Here is a 23245-nt window from a genome sequence, read left to right on the forward strand (position 1 = left end):
TCGCAAAGGACGCAAAGCTGTGCCGCAAGTATTGGAATTTGGGGCTTGTCCCGATGGCTGTCGAGATTGGAATTTTGTGTTTATACCTCAGTGCGTTAGGGATCGCAGCGATATCCTTTTGCGGGAATCCCGAAAGCCCTGGCGCAGCAACCCAAACCACTCCCGCAAAAGATTTAGCGAAGAGCCCGACCCGGAGGGAAACGCCCAAAAGTAATACCTAATGATGTTTTAAGAAGTGATTTGTTGGGTGGATTTTTAACCGCAAAGCACGCAAAAGGGTTTACTAAATCCTATCAAAAATCGCAAAGGGCGCAAAGCTATGCGGGAAGTATTGGATTTGGGGCTTGTCCCGATGGCTTCAGAATTGGAATTTTGTCTTTATACCTCAGTGCGTTAGGGATCGCAGCGATATCCTTTTGCGGAATCCCAAACCTGTGGCGAAGCCGAACTAAACCAATTCCGCAAAAGATTTAGCGAAGAGCCCGGCCCGAAGGGAAACGCCCGAACAGAATACCGGATGATGTAAAGGGTATCTACTTAAAGTTTATCCTTAAAATGAAATATTAAGAAGAAACACTATTTTTTACTTTGTGTCCAAACATGCCAAAAGAAAGAATTACTATAAAACATACTAATGGAATAATGTATCCTGACTGAATATCATCATGATTTATGTCAATTAAAGTTCCCATTCCATAAGGCAGGATTGCTCCGCCAACAATTGACATTACCAGCCATGATGAGCCTGTTTCTGTATTATTTTTTAAACCAACGATTCCCAAAGAAAAAATAGTTGGAAACATAATCGACATAAAAAATCCAATTCCACCCAGGGCATATATAACATAGATCCCAGTTCCATAAATTGCTACCAAACATAGAAAAATGCTGATTACACAGTAGATGGAAAGTAAAACATAATCCTTAACAAATTTTAAAAAGAAAGTTCCAATAAAGCGGCCAGCCATGAATAGAAAGCCATAGATACCCAGATAATATCCTGCTGTTTTTTCATCTAAACCAGCTCCTTGCTGTGCTATTCTGATAAAAAAGCTTGTGATACAAACCTGAGCTCCTACATAAAAAAATTGCGCTACTACGGCCCAGCTTAAGTGGGAGAATTTTAAAACGGAGAAAAATCCCGGTTTGACTTCTACTTCAGTATGTTGGGGTTTCATGGAGGGTAAATGCATAAAATAAAATAATATGGCTACCAAAACCAATACACTTCCTAATATAATGTACGGTAATTTTACCGATGAAGCTTCTTCTAATAAATAAGCCGCTTTTGTGGCAGCTGGCATAGCAGCCATCTGGGCAGGAGTATGTGTTTTACCGGAGAGGATAAATAATGAACCAACAATCGGCGCAACCATTGCTGCCAGACCATTAAAAGATGCTGCTAAATTCAATCTTTTGGATGATGATTCCGAAGGCCCTAAAATAGCTGCGTAGGGATTTGCACTAGTTTCCAGAATAGTTAATCCACATCCGATTACAAATAATGCAAATAAGAACAGTTCGTAAGTTCTGGTATTTGCAGCTGGCACAAATAGAAAAGCACCCGCAGCAAAAACTAATAAACCTGTAATAATACTGTTTTTGTATCCGAATTTTTTGATGAGCATTCCGGCTGGAATGGCCATTACAAAATAGGCGAAAAATACAGAAGTGTCAATTAGTGTGGATTGGCGATTGTTTAATTCACAGGCTTTTTTTAAATGCGGAATTAAAATGGAATCGAGATTGTGCGCCATTCCCCAAAGAAAAAATAAGCTTGTGATTAAGATAAAAGGCAAAAGGTATTTCTTTCCACTGCCGCTTTCTGATGGTACTTGATGCTGATCGCCAGCCTGATTTGTTAGTTGCATAATTTATGTCGGTTTTTGGTTTGATGTTAGTTTAAAGATCTAAAGAGAAAGTTGAAGTTTATTGGAATTACAACCTTTTCATTTTTGGGATATTACGTTTCAATTATATTATAAGTCGTTTAGTGAAATACCACCGCTTTTATTGCTGATATAGCATGCTTCGACTACCTTCATAGTCCCGAGAACGTCTTGTACGCTGGCTGAAAGTTTCTCGTCAGTACCTTCCTTAAAGCGCATTAGATTGGACATTGCACCTATAAAGGCTTCCGGAAACCAGGAACCTTCAAGTGTCACTTTTGTCCATTCGTATTTATTTTCCCCTTCTTTAATTGGCAGCGCATATTCAAATACATCAGGAAGTCCGTCGGGATAGTTCATCAATAAGCCCATTTTTGCTTTAATGGCGCCCTTTGTGCCTTCCCATTTGATATAGCTTTCTTCGTGTTTTGGACCGAAATGATGGTCGTGATTGGTATTGATTACCACATGCTTATTTTCTCCATAATCCAGAATGATAGTAGATCGGCTTGAAGATAATTTCTTTAAGGGATGTTTTGCCGTGCTGGCCATCACACTATGCGGATCTCCCAAAAATGACCGTATGCAATCGATATAGTGCACACTGTGAAAAAGAATTTCCAATCTGGGGTGTTCTTTAATCAAAGGAAATAGTTCCCAAGGCGTATTCACTGTAACTTTAAATTCTAAATCGTACAATTCTCCAATCATTCCCTGATTGATCAGGTACCGTGCAGCACTTACGAAAGAAGCAAATCTCAATTGAAAATTTATGGCAGCAACTAATTTTTTGCGTTCACAAACTGCAACAATTTCGCGTGCCTGAGTCAAATCATTTCCCATTGGTTTCTGGATCAGGACGGCCGCTCCATCAGGAAGCTGTTCTAAAATTTCAATATACTGATCCGGAAGAACAGTAATATCATAAACAGCATTTTTTGGGGCATGTCTTACGGCTTCAGCAACATTTTCAAAAACGTGTTTGATTTTGAACTGTTTTGCTAAATCGTATGCTTTAGAAATTGTTCTGTTGGTGATGCCAAAAACGGTATAACCGGCCATTTCGTAAGCAGGCAGATGGGCATCTTTTACGATACCACTGGCCCCGATTATGATGATCGGCTGTTCTGTTTCGGCAAGCAAAGGTTTATATGGAATATTCATATCAGTTTTTGAATATTAATTCGAGTTTATTCTGTTAATTTTTAAAGTTTTACAGATATCGTTTTACCTGAAATTTAATAAATGTAAAAAACACATTTACAAATGTAGAAATAAGATTTAAACATGCAAGAAATCTTAACTTTATTACAGGATCTTTTTTGGCTAATATGAAGTGAAGGGTTTGTTTTTTTACAAATCACATAAAAAATGTGATAATTTTTTAAACTATGAGTATTTTAGGAGAAACTTAATAAAATATATCTCAAATATTAATATTAAAAATTACATTTGTAAATGTGTTTTTTACATTTATTAAATGAAGAAAAAATATAACCCGTTACAATTTCATAAATGATTAAATAGGAACAAAGATGTTTTCATTAAAAAATAAAAAAGCCGTAGTTACAGGCGGAGGAAGTGGTATTGGAAAAGCAATTGCGGTCTTGTTTGCCAGGCAGGGAGCTGAAGTGCACATTATTGATTTAACTATTGAAAGTGCGCAGGAAGCCGCAAATGAAATCAGTAAATCGGGCGGAAACGTATTTTCTTACGCCTGTAATGTAGCCAGCCAAAAAGAAGTTATGGCCACGTTTGAAAAAATAGGAAGCATGGATATTCTGATCAATAATGCCGGAATTGCCAATGTTGGTAAAGCTGATACGACTTCAGAATCAGATTTTGACCGCGTCATGGAGGTCAATGTAAAAGGTGTTTACAATTGTTTGTTTGCGGCTATTCCGCAATTCAGGCTTTCGAATGGTGGCGTAATTATTAACATGGCATCCATTGCTGCCTGGGTGGGTATTCCCGACAGATTTGCGTACTCGACAGCTAAAGGAGCCGTAATGGCTATGACATTATCTGTGGCTAAAGATTATATGGGAGAAAATATTCGTTGTAATTCTATTTCGCCTGCAAGGGTCCATACGCCTTTTGTTGATGGATTTATTTCAAAAAATTATGCTGGCAAAGAAGCAGAAATGTTTGAAAAATTATCAAAATCGCAACCCATAGGAAGAATGGGAAAACCCGAAGAAATTGCAGCATTGGCTTTGTACCTGTGCAGTGATGAAGCCGGTTTTATTACAGGCTGTGATTATCCGATAGACGGAGGTTTTATTAAATTAAATAATTAAAAATAAGGCTCTGAGTTACTAAGCAGCTAAGGTTCTAAGTTTGATCTTAGTAGCTTAGTAGCTTAGCATCTTTAAAAAAAGCTTAAAAAATAATAATTAAAAAAGTGACTAAGACTTCCAGCAACCAAGACTAAAAAAAACTTAGTTTCTCAGAACCTTAGCACCTTAGTAACTTTAAAAAAAAAATAAAATGAAATTAATACGTTTTGGAGAAATCGGAAAAGAAAAACCAGGAGTTTTAATTGATGAAAAAAGATATGATGTTTCTTCAATTGTGACGGACTTTAATGAGAATTTCTTTGAAGAAAATGGTCTTGAAAAATTAAAAAAAGCATTAGATAACAATCCGGTTTTACCGGAAGTAGCTGCCGATGTACGCTTGGGATCACCAGTTGCGAGACCGTCTAAAATAATATGTATCGGTTTAAACTATGTAGATCACTGCAGGGAAACCAATGCGCCAATACCGGAAGAACCGATTCTGTTTTTTAAATCGACTACTTCTTTATGCGGACCCAATGATGATTTGATTATTCCTAAAAACAGTGAAAAAACAGATTGGGAAGTGGAGCTGGCCTTTGTAGTGGGTAAAAAAGCAAGTTATGTAGAAGAAGCAGAAGCATTAGATTATGTGGCGGGTTATTGTCTGCTAAATGATTATAGTGAAAGAGCTTTTCAGATCGAGCGCGGAGGACAATGGGCAAAAGGTAAAGGAAGCGATACTTTTGCGCCGCTTGGCCCCTTCTTAGCCACACAGGACGAAATTGGAGATGTCAATAACATACCGATGTGGCTGACTGTAAACGGGAAAAAATTTCAGAACAGCAACACTTCAAATTTAGTTTTCAAAATTCCTTTTTTAGTACACTACCTGAGTCAGTTTATGACATTGCTTCCGGGTGATATTGTAAGTACAGGAACCCCTCCTGGTGTTGGATTGGGTATCAAACCGGAACCGATATATCTTAAAGCCGGAGATGTTGTAGAATTAGGAATGGAAGGTTTGGGATCCAGCAAGCAAACGGCAATAGCCTACAAAAAGTAATTTAAAGAAATTGCAAAGATGAAATTTATAGTATGTGAAAAGCCGCATGAATTTATATTGAAAGAAAAACCAATGCCTGAGCCAAAAGAAGGCGAGGTATTGTTAAAGATTAAAAGAATCGGAATTTGCGGAACTGACATTCATGCTTATGGCGGTACCCAGCCTTATTTTGAATATCCGAGAATTTTAGGCCATGAACTTGCTGCCGAATATATCAAAGGAAGTGTTGCAGGTTTTGAACCGGGAGACAAGGTGACTTTTATTCCTTACTTTAATTGTGGTAAATGTGTTGCCTGCAGAAACGGACTGACCAATTGTTGTGTGAATATTAAAGTTTTTGGAGTGCATATCGATGGCGGAATGGCCGAATACGTAACCATTCCCGAGCAATATTTACTTCACGGCCAGGGATTAGATTACGATGAACTGGCTTTGGTTGAACCATTGGCAATTGCAGCTCACGGTATAAGAAGAGCCAATGTTGGTCCGAATGATACGGTCTTGGTAATGGGGGCAGGACCAATTGGAATTGGTCTGATTCAATTTGCTAAAATAGCCGGGGCAAAAGTTATTGTAATGGATATAAATGAATACAGACTGAATTTCTGTAAAGAAGCGCTGAACGCGGATGAAACTATAAATCCATTACACGATGATGTTTCTATAAAATTAGCAGAAATTACAAATGGTGATATGGCCAATGTAGTGATTGACGCGACCGGAAACCGAAATGTTATGAACAGTGCTTTCAATTACATTTCGCATGGAGGGCGATTTGTTCTGGTCGGACTTCAAAAAGGTGAACTGAGTTTTAGCCATCCTGATTTTCACAAAAGAGAATCTACATTAATGAGCAGCAGAAATGCAACAATTGAGGATTTTCAATATGTAATGGATTGCCTAAAAACAGGAAAAATCGATCCCAAAAAATACATTACCCATAGGGCTCCTTTTACGGATATGATAAATGAATTCGAAAAATGGATCGATCCCAAAAATAATGTCATCAAAGCATTGATAGAATTATAAGCGTAATGAAAACGAATTGCTATGGATTTAAGATTAAAAAATAAAATTGTTGTCGTTTCTGGTTCGGCAGGCAAAGAAGGAAGTATTGGAGAAACGATCATCAACCGATTGGCTGATGAAGGTGCAATACCGGTTCTTATAGACAGAAATGAAAGAGGAGATCGTTACGCAGCAACGCTTCAGCAAAAAGGGATTGACGCCTTATTTGTTAAAACGGATGTTACAGATCCTGTTGAAATGGAGAATGCAGTAAAAATAATTGCAGAAAAATACGGAAGAATAGACGTGGTTATCAATAATGTCGGTGTCAATGACGGTGCCGGTTTAGAGGCTACTTATGAAGAATTCATGGATTCACTGAAGTTAAATGTAGCGAGCTATTTTTTACTGGTTAAATATGCATTGCCATTTTTAAAAGAATCAAAAGGAAATATTCTGAATATCGGTTCCAAAGTTGCTTTAACCGGACAGGGCGGGACTTCAGGTTACGCTGCTGCGAAAGGAGGAGTACTTGGACTAACAAGGGAATGGGCCGTTGATCTGATTCAGTTTGGCATTCGTTCGAATGCAATTATTATTGCCGAAAGTTTTACACCTGCCTACGATGACTGGCTGAAAACATTACCGGATGGAGAAGCAGTATTGAAAAAAATCAATAAAAGTATTCCGTTTGAAGGAAGAATGACAAAAACTGAAGAGATTGCCGATACGGTACTTTTTATTATTTCGGACCGTTCTTCCCACACCACAGGGCAATTTGTTTTTGTTGATGGCGGATACGTACACTTAGACCGTGCCTTAATCAACGATGTAAATTACTAAGGTTTTATGAATACCAGAATTGATGCACACCAGCACTTTTGGAGATTTGATCCTGTACGGGACAGCTGGATTGATGCTACAATGCAGAAAATCAGAAAAGATTTTTTGCCGGAAGATCTGTTGCCTTTACTGACCGCCAATAAATTTGAAGGCTGTGTTGCTGTTCAGGCCAGCCAGTCTGAAGAAGAAACAAAGTTCTTATTAGACTTAGCTTCTAAAAATGATTTTATAAAAGGAATAGTCGGCTGGGTAGATTTATGTGATAAAAATAGTGAAGGCAGACTGGAGCATTTTTCCATTCATGAAAAAGTAAAAGGCTTCCGGCATGTTGTTCAGGGAGAGCCGGATGATTTTATGCTCAGGAGCGATTTTCGAAATGGCATTGCTGCTTTAGAGCAGTTTGGATATACCTACGACATTCTCATTTTTCACCGGCAATTACCAGCCGCAATAGATCTGGTAAATCATTTTCACGATCAGCCTTTTGTGATTGATCATGTTGCAAAACCGGATATAAAAGCAGGAAATATTTCGTCCTGGAAAAAAGATATTCAGGAAATTGCCAAAGCTGAAAATGTAAGCTGCAAGATCTCAGGAATGGTCACCGAAGCGGATTGGAGTTCCTGGAAAACAGACGATTTAAAACCGTATCTCGACGTTATTTTTGAAAATTTTTCAACGGATAAACTAATGTTTGGTTCCGACTGGCCAGTTTGTAATGTGGCTGCCAGTTACAATGTCATAGTTAAAACACTCGAAGATTATGTGGCCCAATTTTCAATGGAGGAGCAGAATAAAATTTGGTCTGAAAATGCCAAAATGTTTTACAGACTCTGATCTTTTAAGAATAGTCAAAATATAAAAAGTGCTTTCAAAATCAATTTAGGCTGATGAAATTTGAAAGCACTTTTTGTTTTGTTACTGCAGAATAACAAGAAGTTATTTTGACAAAGGATAGTACAGGATAGTTTTGTTTTTTACATTCTCTTATTTTACACAATAAGATTGATAGTCCAAATAACATACACTATGTCAAATACAATAAAAAACCATATGAATTTTAAGCATGTAAGCTATCTTTGGGACGAATCCAGGGCGGCAGCACTGGCAGGAGATGAAGTAGCGCTTTTCATTTATCGTTCCAATATACTGGGAGCCGATTTAAGGCTGACCAACTACGGGGGAGGAAACACTTCCGTAAAAATAACAGACAAAGATCCTCTAACAGGAGCCAGTTCGGAAGTAATGTGGATAAAAGGTTCCGGAGGAGATATCGGGACATTAACTAAATCAGGCTGTGCAGCCCTTTATCTGGAAAGGCTTCGTAATCTGGAGAACGTTTACAGAGGAATAGCATTCGAGGATGAAATGGTAGAATTGTTCAACCATTGTATTTTTGATTTAAGTTCAAAAGCGCCTTCTATCGATACACCGCTTCATGGATTCTTACCCTTCAAACATATCGATCACTTACATCCCGATGCGGCCATTGCCATTGCAGCAGCCAAAGACGGAGCAAAGATCACCGAAGAATTATTCGACGGTGAAATTGGCTGGGTAGGCTGGCAGCGTCCGGGTTTTGATCTTGGACTTCAGCTAAGATCCTGTCTGGAAGAAGCGGAGAAAAAAGGCAAAAAACTGCGCGGTATCATGCTGGGTTCCCACGGACTATTTACCTGGGGCGATACTTCATATGAAAGTTATATCAACACACTGGAAGTAATTGAAAAATGTGCCCAGTACCTTGAGGACAACTACGGAAAAAAACGTGCTGTTTTTGGCGGACAAAAAATAGAAAGCCTTTCAGAAGAATCACGCCGTTTGAAAGCAGCCAAAATAGCACCGATCCTAAGAGGATTCTGCTCGTCAGAACGTCATATGATAGGACATTATACAGACGATCAAAGAGTACTGGAATTCATTAATTCCAATGATCTTGAAAAATTGGCACCACTTGGGACTTCCTGTCCCGATCACTTTTTGCGTACCAAAATCAGCCCTTTGGTTTTAACATTAGATCCAAACGAAGATATATCAGATGCAGCCGCGATAAAAGCAAAACTGGCACCGGCCTTTGAAGCTTACAGAGCCCTGTACAAAGACTATTATAATACCTGTAAAAAATCGAATTCACCGGCGATGCGTGACCCCAATCCGGTTGTGATTTTATATCCGGGAGTTGGAATGTTTACTTTTGCGAAAGACAAAACCATGGCACGCCTGGCCTCAGAATATTATATCAATGCCGTGAATGTGATGAAAGGTGCGGAAGCCGTTTCAGAATATACTTCACTGCCGCATCAGGAAGCTTTTGATATTGAATACTGGTTACTCGAAGAGGCCAAACTTCAAAGAATGCCAAAACCCAAAGCTTTATCGGGAAGAATAGCTCTGATTACAGGTTCTGCCGGAGGTATTGGAAAAGCAATCGCAAAGAAATTTGCCCAGGAAGGTGCCTGCGTAATCATCAACGACATCAATGAAGAACGCCTGAGAGAAGCCACCGCAGAATTTACAACTTCTTTTGGCAAGGATGCAGTGGCAAGTACACTGTTGAACGTGACCAGTGAGAACAGTACAGAGAAAGCGATAGACGAGGCCTGTCTGGCATTCGGAGGCGTTGATATTGTGGTGAACAATGCCGGAATCAGTATTTCGAAATCCATTGCAGAACATAGCCTTGAAGAATGGGACAGGCTGTATGATATTCTGGTTAAGGGACAATTTATCGTTTCCAAAGCCACTATAGAAGTGATGCGCAAACAGGGATTTGGAGGAGATATTGTAAACATTGTTTCTAAAAATGCCGTTGTTGCAGGTCCGAACAATCCGGGGTACGGTTCCGCCAAAGCAGCGCAGGCACATTTAACCCGTCTGATGGCAGCCGAACTGGGAATCGATAAAATCCGTGTCAACACGGTAAACCCCGATGCGGTAATCTCAGACTCGAATATCTGGTCGGGTGGCTGGGCAGAAGGACGTGCGAAGGCCTATGGCGTGACGGTAGCAGAACTGCCGGCTTATTATGCCAAACGCACCTTACTCAATGAAATTATATTGCCTGATGATATTGCAAACGCCTGTTTTGCTTTTGTTGGCGGTTTACTTGGTAAATCGACAGGAAACGCTTTAAACGTAGATGGCGGAGTAGCAATGGGCTTCTATAGATAAAAAAATAGTTTTTTTAAGTTTGTTTAAGCAAAAGTGGTTTTTTGTGACATTGACGCCCGAGTATTCGGGCGTTAATTTTTTAAGCGAACATTATAATTTTAGTATTGCTGTTGATTCTTACCTTCCAATAATGCAGGAGGGTACAGGATGCGTATGTTTTCCGGTTCTGCTAAATTGTGCCATGATAACTGCTTTAAATTGGTTAAAGGTGTAAGAATATAAAGTGAACTTTAAATGTCTTTCCATTTTGGTTAAATCAAAATAAAATAAAACAATGCATTTGAATACGATACAAAAAATAGGAATCTTTTTTCTGCTCATCTGCACCAGTTTCTCTGTGAATGCAGCTGAAATATGGGTTTCAAAAGACGGAAGCGATAAAAATACCGGAACAAAAGAAAGTCCTTTGGCTACGGTACAAATGGCCGTACGGAAAGCACGGGAATTGCGAAGATTAAAAGATGCCTCTATAAAAGACGGTATTCGAATTATTGTAATGGACGGAACTTATTATTTGAATGAACCTCTCTTCATAAGACCGGAAGATTCGGGAACTGCAGAAAGTCCGACCACAATTGAAGCGGATAGAAATGCAAAACCCATTTTAAACGGTGGAATCGAAATAAAAAACTGGACCAAAACAACGACAAGTATAAACGGACTTAAAAAAGGAACGATCTGGGTAGCCGATGCTCCAAAAATTGCAGGTGATGTGATGAATTACAGACAATTATGGGTCAATGGAAAAAAAGCAGTTCGCGCTAAAAGTACGGCAGGAAATAAAATGGACAGAATTTTATCGTGGGATCACGAGTCGCAGACCTGCTGGATTCCTTTTACAGATAAAACCATAAAATACCAGCCCGGAATGGAAATGTTTATTGTGCAATGGTGGTCAACGGCCAATCTTCGCATAAAAAATATTGAGATAAAACAAGACAGTGCCAGACTTTCCTTTGAAGAACCGGAAAGCAGAATTCAAAGCGAACATCCCTGGCCGGCACCCTGGATTTCAAAAAACAATGGAAACTCAGCTTTTTATCTCAACAATGCAATGTCAATGCTGAACGAACCGGGAGAATGGTTTCTCGATAAAAAAACTGCCAAAATATATTATATTCCGAGAGTTGGTGAAGAGATAAATTCTGTAAAAATAACAGCTCCTGTTTTAGAAAATTTAATAGCAATTAAAGGAACAATCGATTCTCCCGTACAGCATTTTAGATTTAAAGGAATTTCATTTCAATACAGCAACTGGCTTCGCCCGTCACAACAGGGGCATGTGCCGTTGCAATCCGGTTTGTACCTTTTAGATGCCTATAAATTAAAAATCCCGGGAACACCCAATCAGGCAAATTTAGAAAATCAGGCCTGGGTAGGAAGACCAAGAGCTGCCGTGGAAGTTAATTATTCGAATAACATTCAATTTGAATCCTGCCGTTTCGAGCATTTGTCATCAACCGGATTAGACTTCAATAAAGGAACCAATCATAATACTGTAATAGGAAATTTATTCAAAGACATTGGCGGAAGTGCCATTAATGTCGGCATTTTCTCTGAAGAAGCTTTTGAGGCGCATCTGCCTTTGATTATAAAAGACGAAAGAGAAATCTGTTCAGATGAAGTAATCGCCGATAATTTAATTACGAATGTGACCAATGAAGATTGGGGAACTTTAGGCATCAGTGCCGGCTTTGTTCGAAATATTACCATTGAACACAATGAAATTTCAGATGTTTCCTATTCCGGAATTGCAATGGGCTGGGGCTGGACACACACCAAAAACGTGATGGAAAACAACAAAATTCTGGCGAATAAAATTCATCATTATGCCAAACATCTCCACGATGTTTCGGGAATTTATACCCTTTCGTCCCAACCCAACAGCCGAATCGAAGAAAATTATATTGACAAAGTGTATAACAGTCCCTACGCGCATGATCCGTTTTTGTGGCTGTACTTGTATACAGATGAAGGAACGCAGGGATTTACGATCAAAAATAACTGGATTGCAGAAAAGAAAATCTTAAAAAATCACAACGGGCCGCTGGGAAATGTCTGGGAGAATAACGATCCGTATGTCAGTACGAAGATTAAAAATACTGCGGGAATCAGAGCGCCCTATAGTGACTTAACTAAGGAAGTTGTAATCGACGAATCCTGGGGATTGCAGGAAATGCCAAAACCGGTGGCTATTGAATTAACAGGTGCTGATTTTGATATCGAAAAAATCAAATCGACACTAACAGGCTTCAGGATTGTGGGGCAGGAATTGTACCAGTGGAAAAATCATTTGGTGATTTACGGCAAAATGAACCAGCCCGAAAGGACAAAACGAAAACTTGCGTTAGCTTTTCCTTCTTTACAAATAAAAATCTATGAAAATCCTGTTTATGATTTCCAGAATTTTGAAAGATGCAAGGATTCAAGACCCGCATCGGAATGGGAAAATATTGTTTTGACAGCCAATTTGGTTGACGATGCCAAACTGCAGAAAGAATATGTCGACTACCACACAACACAATTTGAAAAATGGCCGGAAATTGCAAAAGGGTTCTGTAATGCCGATTTTCAGCAAGTACAGGTTTTCAAAAATGAAAAACAACTGATCTTGGTCATTAGTATTCCAAAAGGAGAAAACCTGGATAAATTAAATCCGAAAACGACAGAAAGTAATCCGCGTGTCAACGACTGGAATACTTTAATGAAAAAATACCAAACCGGAATTGAAGGCACAAAACCGGACGAAACCTGGATATTTTTAAATAAAGTAGAGTCAAAATAATTATATAACGGTTAAACCCGACAGGTTTTTAAAACCTGTCGGGTTTACGTTGAAGAAAATAATTTAAATATTTAGCCACAGATTAAAGGATTAAAATAATTTTTCTAATCTGTGAAAATCTCTTAATGTGCGGCAAAAAATCTAATATCTAAAACCAACAATCTAAAATAACCACAACCAATGTTAAAAATAGCTATTCTGGGACTCGGTGAAGGCCGCAGCACCATGTCAGCCGCTTTGGAAAGTTCAAAATTAGAGCTTGTAAAAGTTTGTGACCGAAATGAAGAATTGTGTAAACAACGGGCAAAAGAGTTTGATTTTCATTCCTATACCCAAAACTATGATGATTTACTAAATGATGATTCGATAGATATCATCGCCATTTATACTCCTGATCATTTGCATGCCGAACACGTTAAACAAGCTTTACTGCACGGAAAACATGTGGTTTGTACAAAACCGTTTATAGATGATCTTTCGGATGCCAAAGCATTACTGGAACTAAGCAAAAAGACCGGAAAAAAGGTTTTTATCGGGCAGAGTTCTCGTTTTTTCGAACCTGCAAAAAGACAAAGAGCCGATTTCGAAGCCGGTTTAATAGGTGATTTAATTACTATAGAAGCGCATTATCATGCAGATCATAGATGGTTCCTGAAAAAAGAATGGTCATTATTGCAGTCTTTTAAATGGCTGTACGGCGGATTAAGTCATCCGGTGGATTTTATCAGATGGTATCTTCCCAACATTGAAGAAGTCATGGGCTACGGAATGATCAGCAGTAACGGAAGTATCGCAGGCTTGAAAAACGAAGATACGATGCATTTTATCTTCAAAGCAAGCGACGGAAGAATTGCAAGGGTAAGCGGAGTTTATACTTCACCAACACAGCCCGCACAAAGAGACAGCGGAATGAGCACCATTTTAAGGGCAACCGAAGGGGCAAGCCAGGCCGATTATCATGAACTTCGTTATGCGGTTACAGATAAAACTGGAGAAGAAAAAATAATAACCTGGGGAGACAGTACCTTAAAACATTATTTCCGTTTTGAAGGACAAAGCCATCATGCGGGGGAATATCAGAATTACTTAGAATATTTTGCAGACAGTATAGAACAGGATTTTACCGCTTATCCAGATATGGAAGAAGGTATCGGAACAGTGGCTTTATTACAGGCCATGGACCAATCTCTGCAAACCGGAATGCCGGTAAAAATAGCTGATGTCCTTAAAGAATCCGGACTATGAACAGCATCTACGACAAATTAACCACTTTAGATTTTATAATTGTTGGCATCTATCTGGTGACTTTACTGGTCATTGGTTATGTGGTGAGCGTGAAGCAAAGCAAAAAGAACGAAACGCTTTTTTTGGCCGGAAATTCGCTGAACTGGTACAATATCGGATTTAATATGTGGGGCACCAATGTGGGCCCTTCCTCCTTATTGGCTTTTGCGAGTATTGGTTATGCGACCGGAATTGTAGCCGGAAATTTTGAGTGGTATGCCTTTGTTTTTTTATTGCTCCTCGCTATCGTTTTTGCCCCAAGATATATTGCCAGCAAAGTAAGCACGATGCCCGAATATATGGGAAAAAGATATGGCGACAGTACCCAAACCATTTTGGCCTGGTATGCAATGGTTAAGATTTTGGTAAGCTGGCTCTCCTTGGGATTGTTTAGCGGAGGTGTTTTGGTACGCCAGATTTTAGGCATTCCGATGTGGCAGAGTGTAACGGTTTTGGTGATTTTTTCGGGAATTTTTACGTTTTCGGGAGGTTTGAAAGCGATTGCCAAAGTCAATGTTTTTCAGATGATTTTATTGATTGTCGTTTCACTTACCTTGTCGTATTTAGGATTGCAAAAAGTAGGCGGAATCGAAGCTTTAATAGCCAAAACACCGTCTAATTTCTGGAATTTAACGCAGCCAGCCAATGATGCACATTATCCGTGGCCGGCTATTTTATTGGGATATCCTGTTGCAGCGGTAGCTTTCTTTTGTACCGACCAATCGATGGTGCAGAGTGTTTTGGGGGCGAAAAATTTGCAACAGGGTCAATTGGGCGTTAATTTCATTGGATGGCTTAAAGTGATGGCATTGCCTTTATTTATTTTACCCGGAATCCTGTGTTCCGTTTTGTTTCCGGAGTTAGGCAAAAATTCCGATTTGGCTTATATGACAATGGTGACAAATTTATTCCCAAGCGGAATGAATGGCTTGGTAATTTGTGTGATGATAGCGGTCCTGGTCGGAACTATCGGTTCTTCGCTCAATGCGTTGAGTACTGTTTTTACGAATGATATTTATGTAAAGAAAATCAACCCTTCGGCCTCCATAAAAGAACAAATTAAAATAGGGCGTATCACCATTGCCGTCGGATGTTTATTTGCTATTCTGATTGCCGTTGCGATTGACAATATAAAAGGACAAAATTTATTCAATATTTTTCAGGCTGTTTTAGGTTTTCTGGCGCCGTCTTTATCTGTGGTTTTTCTGTTGAGTATTTTCTGGAAACGCACGACGAAGAAAGCTGTAAATGCAACTTTATCCTGGGGTTCCGCCTTTAGTTTATTGGTCGGGGTTTTATATTTGTGGATTTTTCCGGCTGATAAATATCCGGTTTGGCCGCACTTTTTATTGATATCCTTTTACATTTTTGCAGTGCTTTTAATGTCAGCAGTTATTATTTCATTAGCAGATAAAAATCCTGAAGTTAATTTTTCAGATGAAACTGATATTCCGAAAACCAGCAGGAAAGTAAAACTGATGTTTACTGCCTTGGGAATTGTAATTCTTAGTTTGTATTTTATTTTTAATGGGAATTAGAAGTACAGAAAAAAACTATTAGTAAAAATAAAAGACTGCCTAAAAGCAGTCTTTTATTTTTTTATGGTTTATTTTGGGTTGAAACCAACAACTCCCGAATATCAACTTTCAAATATTGAGAAACTTCATAAAGCGTTTCAATAGAAGGTTGAGCTTCATTTGTACACCAACGGGAAACAGTCGATACCGTTTTACCCAAATGTTTGGCTAATTCTTTATTACTTTATTCAATATCGCCCGTGGTTTCAACCATGGGGGCGCAAAATATATAAAATTACGTTTATCACATTATGTTTCCCGTGGTTTCAACCACGGGCTATGTTTGAAAGAGAATCTTAAATAAAAAAACACATAACATTTCAACAAACGCTATATGTTTTTTATTAAGTAATAAGGTATTGATTATTTATTCAATATAGCCCGTGGTTTCAACCATGGGGACGCAAAATATATAAAATTACGTTTATCACATTATGTTTCCCGTGGTTGAAACCACGGGCTATGTTTTAAAGAGAACCTTAAATAAAAAACATCTAGCATTTCAACAAAACGCTATATGTTTTTTATTAAGTAATAAGGTATTTAATATTCATCAAATATCGCCCGTGGTTTCAACCATGGGGGACGCAAAATATATAAAATTACGTTTATCACATTATGTTTCCCGTGGTTTCAACCACGGGCTATGTTTTAAAGAGAATCTTAAATAAAAAACACATAGCATTTCAACAAAACGCTATATGTTTTTTATTAAATGAATGATTTCTATAGACAATCGAAATACTATATTCTATGTGTTTAAAATAAAAAATTACTTTTCAGCTTTTTTTCTTCCTTCCAAATTAGGCAAGAATCCGGTAATAATTCCAATCAAAGGCAGGAACGCACAAATCTTAAAAACATATTCAATACTTGTTGCATCGGCAATTTTACCTAAAATAGCAGAACCCAAGCCACCCATTCCAAAAGCAAATCCGAAGAAAAGACCTGCGACAAGTCCCACTTTTCCGGGCATTAATTCAGTGGCATACACTAAAATTGCTGAAAATGCCGAAGAAAGAATCAATCCAATAATTACAGATAATGTTCCCACCCAAAATAAGGATACATAAGGCAGTAACATCGTAAAAGGAGCAACGCCCAAAATAGAAACCCAGATTACATATTTTCTTCCGAATCGGTCTCCGATTGGTCCTCCAATCAAAGTTCCGGCAGCAACTGCGCCGGAAAATAAAAATAAATAAACCTGCGACTGCTGAATGCTGATGTGGAACTTATCAATCAAAAAGAAAGTATAATAACTTGTAATACTGCTCATATAGAAGTATTTCGAGAAAATCAAAACCAATAAAATGATCAGTGAAAAAGTTACTGTTCTTTTCGATAAATGATGCGTTTCAATCTGGTGAGCTGATTTATTGTCATTTCGTAATGATAAATGATTACTGTACCAAATCGCAATTTTATATAAGGCAAAAACCCCAATAATGGCGATGATACAAAACCAGGCGACATACGATTGTCCGTGCGGAATAACAATAAATGCTGCCAGTAATGGTCCGATAGCACTTCCCGCATTTCCTCCCAATTGAAAAATAGACTGTGCCAATCCTTTTTTTCCGCCAGAAGCCAAATGCGCTACTCTTGAGGATTCGGGATGAAATATAGAAGAACCAATTCCGATTAAACTAACCGACAACAATAAATAAGTAAAGCTGGAAGCAATCGAAACCAGAAAAAGTCCGGTCATGGTAAAACACATTCCGACAATCAAAGAATACGGTTTTGAGTTTTTATCGGTATACATTCCCACAAATGGCTGTAAAATAGAGGCAACGATTTGATAGGTAAAAGTGATAATTCCGATTTGAGAAAAACTTAAATTGAAATTTTCTTTTAAAAGCGGATATATCGACGGCACTACAGCCTGTAAAAGATCATTAATTAAATGAGAAAAACTGATAATAAATAAGATCGAATAGGTTGTTTTTTTAAGTAAGTCAGGATTTGCTTTAATAGTGTCCATAGGTTATTTTTTGATTCTTAAATTAGGTTTAAAAACATCAGCTGTATTATTTTTTGCAAAGATTAAAAGAATAGTAATGTCAGAATTGCTACATTTGGACAATGAATAACCAAATTCGGACATATCGATTAGCGCAGGATTACGGATACCAAATTAATCCTTCAATACCCGTGATAGGATATAGTGAAATGGTAACCAATGAAGTGTGTATTTCACATTCACATCCCAGAGGGCAGCTTATTTACGCTACGACAGGAGTAATGAATGTCATTGTAGGGAATCATATTTGGGTTGTCAATCCATTACAGGGATTATGGCTTCCGGGAGGTGTAGAACATCAGGTTACTTTTCAGAAAGACGTTAATTATTACAGTGTTTTTATTGATCCGTCTGTAACGGAAAGATTACCGTCAAAAAGCTTTTCTTTTGACATTCCGATGTTTTTAAAACAGTTGATTTTTAAAATTATTTCTTTTGGGACTGAGGGAAATCTGGAGCCCTCACAAAAAAGAATTATGGACGTTTTTTTAGATGAATTGGCTTTAATCGAGCCAAGTGCTACTTTTTTACCTACTACCAATCATGAAAGATTGCAAAAAGTAGTGGAACTTTTGCTGAATGATGTTGCCAATAAAAACAACATAGATTATTTCGCTGAACTTTCTTTTATGAGCACCAGAACGTTATCCTGCTTATTTATTAAAGAGTTGGGAATGAATTTCAGTGACTGGCGTACCCGATTAAAATTATTAGAAGCCATAAAACGTTTAGGCGAAAAGCAATCCATAAAAGAAATAGCCTTCAATTTAGGTTACGAAACTACAAGTGCTTTTATTTATATGTTTAAAAAGCATCTGGGAAAAACTCCTTCCAATTATATTTTAGAAGACCAAAAGGATTCAGATCAGTTATCGGCTTAAATTTTATCGGCTAGATTATTTTCCCTGAAAACTATATTTAGGTATAAAATCAAAAATTGGCAGATCGTTTTTTTTAGTACTAAAAAAGGTATAAGTCGTAATTTTTTCCTTAAAAATTATTGAAGATCGTAATCTTTTGCAAAATAACAGGACAGTACAGGTTGTGAAACGTAAAAATAACATTTATTTTTAGTGCCAAATATATTTTTATGCGAACCCGATTTTCAGTTTTTAAGAAATTACTTGTTTTTGTGGTTATATTCTCTTCTTCTTCGTTCCTGTCTGCACAGGAAAAAGTTAAAGAAGCAACCTGGATTTGGTATCCGGGTGATTTCGAAATCAATCTGGCCAACCAGATGCAAAACAGAAGAACAGAACGGGATTCTTTTTTCCCTGTTTTCTGGAAGACCGATAGTCCTTATAATTTGGTTGATTTTCATCAGGTTTTCGATCTTCAGGCTCCGGAAGAAATTACAATTGCAGTCGAAGGAACTTATAACATAAAAATTGACGGTAAGGCACTTCAGGGTTTTCCGAAGAAAATTATCATGCCCGCAGGAAAACATAAATTGAGCCTTAAAGTGTACAATCAGGCTTCCGTTCCTGCAATTTTTATTGATGGAAAAACCATAAAATCAGACAACAGCTGGCTGGTGACTTACGAAGATAAAGAATGGATTGACGAAACCGGAAAAGCTTCCGATCAATCGGGAACAACCTGGCTTCAGGCGGGTTCGTGGAATCTAAATCAGGCAAATCTCCCACCTTCAAAATTTGCTTTGCCCGTTAAAAAAATGGAAGCGGTAAGCCATGTCAAAATGGGTACGGAAACCTTATATGATTTCGGGAAAGAAACTTTTGGTTTCATTCAGTTAAACGGACTTCAGGGAAAGGGAACCGTTGCTATTTATTACGGAGAATCAAAAGAAGAGGCACTTTCCAAAGAACATTGCGAAACCTTAGATCAGATAGAAGTAGCTTCCAATAGCCCACAAGACAGGATAATGGAACTGTCAAAAGCTTTCAGATATGTTCTGGTAGCTCCTTCTAACGGAGTGGACATTGCTTCCGTAACGATGTGGTACGAATATGCCGACTTAAAAGACAAAGGAAGTTTTACCTGTTCAGATGCACAGATTAATGAAATTTACGATGTTGCCAAATATACTTTTCACCTTACTTCAAGGGAGTTTTTTATTGACGGAATCAAAAGAGACCGCTGGATCTGGTCCGGTGATGCTTACCAGAGTTACCTGATGAATTATTACTTAACGAATGATTCACCAACGGTGGAAAGAACGCTGTTGGCTTTACGCGGAAAAGATCCCGTTACGGCCCACATCAATACGATCATGGATTATACGTTTTACTGGTTTTTAGGGATTTACGACTATTACCAGTACAGCGGGGATAAGACTTTTATCAAACAATTTTACCCAAGAATGCAATCCTTAATGGAATATTGCCTGTCCAGAAGAAATGAAAACGGAATGATGCAGGGACTTTCGGGCGACTGGATTTTTATTGACTGGGCGGAAGGGCTGAGCAAAAAAGGAGAAGTAAGTTTTGAACAATTGTTATTGGCAAGAAGTTTAGAAGCGATGACAGTTTGTGCTGCGATTGCCGGAGAAGATCAGGATGCAGCAAAATACAAAGATCTTGGAATTCAGTTAAAAACTAAAATTTTCGACAAATACTGGAACCCCGAAAAACAAGCATTGGTACACAGTTATGTTGACGGAAAACAAACTGAAAATGTAACGCGTTACGCAAATATGTTTGCGATTTTCTTTGATTATTTCACTGAAGAACAAAAACAACAGGTAAAAAAATCAGTGCTTTTGAATGATAAAGTGCAAAAAATCGTAACTCCCTACATGCGTTTTTATGAATTGGAATCTTTGTGTGCGATGGGAGAACAGAATTATGTCCTGAAAGAAATGAAAGATTATTGGGGAGGAATGCTAAAATTGGGAGCCACATCCTTTTGGGAAGAATACAATCCGTCCAAAAAAGGAACAGAACATCTGGCAATGTACGGAAGGGAATTCGGAAAAAGTCTTTGCCATGCCTGGGGCGCAAGTCCGATTTACTTACTGGGAAAATATTATCTGGGGGTAAAACCAACCGCGCCGGGTTATGCCGAATATGAAATCAAACCCAGCTTAGGAGGTTTGCAATGGATGCAGGGAAAAGTGCCAACGCCAAATGGTGAAGTAGACGTATACTGCAGTACCAAAGAAATCAAAGTAAAAGCGGTGGAAGGCGAAGGGAAATTGATTTTTGAAAGTTCAGCTAAACCAAAGTCAAACTCTGGAACAATTACAGCACTAGCGAAGAATAAATATCAGCTGATTGTAAAACCGAATGTGGAGTATAAAGTGAGTTATAAAGCGATTTAAGTTCTTAGTGATTAGCTCATAGTTTATAACGTCCAGTTTGTCATTTCGACGAAGGAGAAATCTTCGCAAGTAGCTCAACAAAGATTGATCTGCCAGGTGTGCTTAGCAAACGAAAATTCACTTCGTCTGTTCGCTATCGCTCGAATCTCCTTCGTTGAAATGACTAGATCAGGGAAATGCATGAAAAGAATAAAAGCCTTAAAAAATAAAAAACCAATGTTTTCAAAAAACACAAAACACAATTTTAAATTAAAAGCTGCTTTCCTAATGCTGTTAACTGTTTGTGTTCAGGTTTCAGCACAAAACACAGCATGGAAAGCAGCTTCTTTTGAAGTGGTCAATACTTACAAAACATTCCAAACAGCACAATACGCACATGTTTTTTCAGGAAGCAAACACAATATTGTTCGTTTAGCTCCAGAATTACAAGGTTTAAAAGGTATTGAACTTCCTTTGGACACTTATAAAAACGGAACAAATACGGCTTTACAGTTAAAGTTTAAAGAGTCAGTTCAGCTTTTAATTGGCATTTTTCAGGAAAGTGGTTCAGAATATCTTCAGTCAAATAAACTGCAAAAGGCAAAATTAGTTTTAGAAAACGGAGTAACTATTACCGGTTTGCCTCCGGTTAATGTGTATGCTATTTCTTTCGCAAAAGGAACACAGACTATTTTACCAGATGCTAAAGGATTATACGCCATTTTAGGAGTTGTAAAAAGCAATCAAAAATTGGAATTCAGAAACGCAGCACTTCCGGACGGAAAACTGTGGAATCCAGCTTTTATCGTTGAAGGATTTTCAGATGAAAAACCGCTTTTCGAAATTATTGGCGGAGAAAACAAACCGGTTGTAGACGAAGGAATGCCCGGAACAGAAGAAAATCAGGGCGGATTTGAAGGCGGACGTGTTGTAAAAGTAGGCGATACCTACCATATGTTTCCAACAGAAAGAGCAGGCGAAAAAGGAGTCGATTATTATTACGATCGTGTCAAAACTAAAATCGGACACTGGACCAGTAAAGATGCAATTCACTGGAAAAGAGAAGCAACAATTTATCAGGCCAGCGGAACATATGCCGTTACCGAAGATGATAATCCGATGAACGATCGCCGTGCGGCAATTTGGTCGTATATGCCGGTTTTCAATGAAAAAGCAAACAAATGGTACGGCTATTATTTAGCCTATACCGTGAGTAAAGAAATAGAACCTAACCATTCTTTTGGCCGGATCTGGAGATGCGAATCCACCGTAGACGGAATCAACGGCATTGGAGGTCCCTATAAAGATATGGGAATCATTATGGAGCCAGGTTTAGACTCCAAGCCCTGGGAAGGACGCCAGGGCGTAGCTTCTTTTTTCCCGTATCAGGCAGGAGATAAGTGGCTTGGTTTTTACAGCGGTGCCTATCCGTTTGATTCCTGGGCAGATTATCCTAAAAAATCCGGAAAAGGCTGGTTTGTGGCTTTAGCCGAATCAAATAGTTTAGAAGGCCCGTGGAAGAGAATGAACAAAGGCATTGAACCAATCCAATCTATACATCCTTTTTTTGTAGAGAATCCTATTGTAAGCCAGCTCCCAAACGGATTATACATCGCCATTTTTGACGGAGGCCCGGACGGCTGGGGACATCATTTGCCCAATATGATAGGCTATTCATTATCTAAAGATGGCTATCAATGGTCGGAAGCAAGGTATTTACCCATAGAAACCAAAGTAAATAAATGGTGGGACATCATGCGGACTCCGCTTTGCTTGATTCCGGAAGGAAATGATATTTACACGATTGTCTATGCCGCGATTGACCTGAAAAAAAGATTTCACCCCATGGGAATGGTAAAAGTAAAACTGAACAAAGACGTAATGCAGTCGCGTTTGGAAGAATTGAAAAAAGAATAATAAAGTTTCTCGCAGATTTTGCAGATTCAGCAGATAAAAAAATATAAAAAGTCGGCTAAATCTGCCAAATCTGCGAGAGAATAAAAAGACAGGAATATAGATAAAACGCTACGACTTTTCGGGATTATTTGTCAAAGA

At 38.3% G+C, this 23245-nt stretch carries 16 protein-coding genes and 1 pseudogene; 13 read left to right on the forward strand and 4 right to left on the reverse strand.

Annotated elements, in window-relative coordinates:
- The coding region (locus LPB89_RS21575) for a hypothetical protein (RefSeq protein WP_230703679.1) at nt 1–221 on the forward strand (221 nt) is incomplete at its 5' end.
- 342 nt (nt 222–563) lie between these two features.
- On the opposite strand, the gene fucP is transcribed toward LPB89_RS21575, so the two are convergent.
- Together fucP and LPB89_RS21585 are read right to left on the reverse strand one after the other, a co-directional pair.
- Complete coding sequence (gene fucP / locus LPB89_RS21580) at nt 564–1871, reverse strand: L-fucose:H+ symporter permease (protein ID WP_230703680.1); 1308 nt, start codon at nt 1869–1871, stop codon at nt 564–566.
- 108 nt (nt 1872–1979) lie between these two features.
- Nucleotides 1980–3053, reverse strand: coding sequence for a Gfo/Idh/MocA family protein (locus LPB89_RS21585; protein ID WP_230703681.1), 1074 nt, complete (start codon nt 3051–3053; stop codon nt 1980–1982).
- A gap of 371 nt (nt 3054–3424) precedes the next feature.
- On the opposite strand from LPB89_RS21585, the gene LPB89_RS21590 reads away from it, so the two are divergent.
- The 9 genes from LPB89_RS21590 (at nt 3425) to LPB89_RS21630 (ending at nt 15863) form a co-directional block, all read left to right on the forward strand.
- Nucleotides 3425–4189 (forward strand): SDR family NAD(P)-dependent oxidoreductase, encoded by a 765-nt coding sequence (locus LPB89_RS21590; RefSeq protein WP_230703682.1) that lies wholly within the window; start codon nt 3425–3427, stop codon nt 4187–4189.
- A gap of 190 nt (nt 4190–4379) precedes the next feature.
- Nucleotides 4380–5234, forward strand: coding sequence for a fumarylacetoacetate hydrolase family protein (locus LPB89_RS21595; protein WP_230703683.1), 855 nt, complete (start codon nt 4380–4382; stop codon nt 5232–5234).
- A gap of 18 nt (nt 5235–5252) precedes the next feature.
- On the forward strand, nt 5253–6263 hold the full coding sequence (locus tag LPB89_RS21600; protein ID WP_230703684.1) for a zinc-binding alcohol dehydrogenase family protein: 1011 nt from the start codon (nt 5253–5255) through the stop codon (nt 6261–6263).
- 21 nt (nt 6264–6284) lie between these two features.
- Nucleotides 6285–7085 carry an SDR family oxidoreductase gene (locus LPB89_RS21605; protein WP_230703685.1) on the forward strand — a complete coding sequence of 267 codons (801 nt, stop codon included), beginning with the start codon at nt 6285–6287 and terminating at the stop codon, nt 7083–7085.
- 6 nt (nt 7086–7091) lie between these two features.
- A complete protein-coding gene (locus LPB89_RS21610) occupies nt 7092–7922 on the forward strand; it encodes an amidohydrolase (RefSeq protein ID WP_230703686.1) in 831 nt (276 codons plus the stop codon).
- A 192-nt stretch (nt 7923–8114) separates the two neighbouring features.
- Nucleotides 8115–10256: a bifunctional aldolase/short-chain dehydrogenase gene (locus LPB89_RS21615; protein ID WP_230703687.1), complete on the forward strand. Its 2142-nt coding sequence runs from the start codon at nt 8115–8117 to the stop codon at nt 10254–10256.
- Between the two features lie 280 nt (nt 10257–10536).
- Nucleotides 10537–13041, forward strand: a complete 2505-nt coding sequence (locus LPB89_RS21620; RefSeq protein ID WP_370635592.1) for a right-handed parallel beta-helix repeat-containing protein — start codon at nt 10537–10539, stop codon at nt 13039–13041.
- Nucleotides 13042–13221: 180 nt separating this feature from the next.
- A complete protein-coding gene (locus tag LPB89_RS21625) occupies nt 13222–14286 on the forward strand; it encodes a Gfo/Idh/MocA family protein (RefSeq protein ID WP_230703689.1) in 1065 nt (354 codons plus the stop codon).
- Complete coding sequence (locus LPB89_RS21630; RefSeq protein ID WP_230703690.1) at nt 14283–15863, forward strand: sodium:solute symporter; 1581 nt, start codon at nt 14283–14285, stop codon at nt 15861–15863. Before LPB89_RS21625 ends, LPB89_RS21630 begins: the two co-directional genes overlap by 4 nt.
- A gap of 61 nt (nt 15864–15924) precedes the next feature.
- On the opposite strand, the pseudogene LPB89_RS21635 reads toward LPB89_RS21630, so the two are convergent.
- Nucleotides 15925–16074: pseudogene (locus LPB89_RS21635) on the reverse strand (helix-turn-helix transcriptional regulator); the annotation flags it as partial.
- A 600-nt stretch (nt 16075–16674) separates the two neighbouring features.
- Entirely contained in the window at nt 16675–17889 is a 1215-nt protein-coding gene (locus tag LPB89_RS21640; RefSeq protein ID WP_230703691.1) for an MFS transporter, read from the reverse strand.
- A 101-nt stretch (nt 17890–17990) separates the two neighbouring features.
- Between LPB89_RS21640 and LPB89_RS21645 the strand changes: the two genes are divergently transcribed.
- From LPB89_RS21645 to LPB89_RS21655, 3 genes are all read left to right on the forward strand, one after another.
- Nucleotides 17991–18809, forward strand: a complete 819-nt coding sequence (locus LPB89_RS21645) for a helix-turn-helix domain-containing protein (protein ID WP_230703692.1) — start codon at nt 17991–17993, stop codon at nt 18807–18809.
- Between the two features lie 209 nt (nt 18810–19018).
- Nucleotides 19019–21211: an alpha-rhamnosidase gene (locus LPB89_RS21650; protein WP_230703693.1), complete on the forward strand. Its 2193-nt coding sequence runs from the start codon at nt 19019–19021 to the stop codon at nt 21209–21211.
- A 216-nt stretch (nt 21212–21427) separates the two neighbouring features.
- Nucleotides 21428–23107: a hypothetical protein gene (locus LPB89_RS21655; RefSeq protein ID WP_230703694.1), complete on the forward strand. Its 1680-nt coding sequence runs from the start codon at nt 21428–21430 to the stop codon at nt 23105–23107.
- Nucleotides 23108–23245: the final 138 nt, after the last annotated feature.

It is taken from the genome of Flavobacterium sp. ENC, from assembly GCF_020991415.1.
GTDB lineage: Bacteria > Bacteroidota > Bacteroidia > Flavobacteriales > Flavobacteriaceae > Flavobacterium.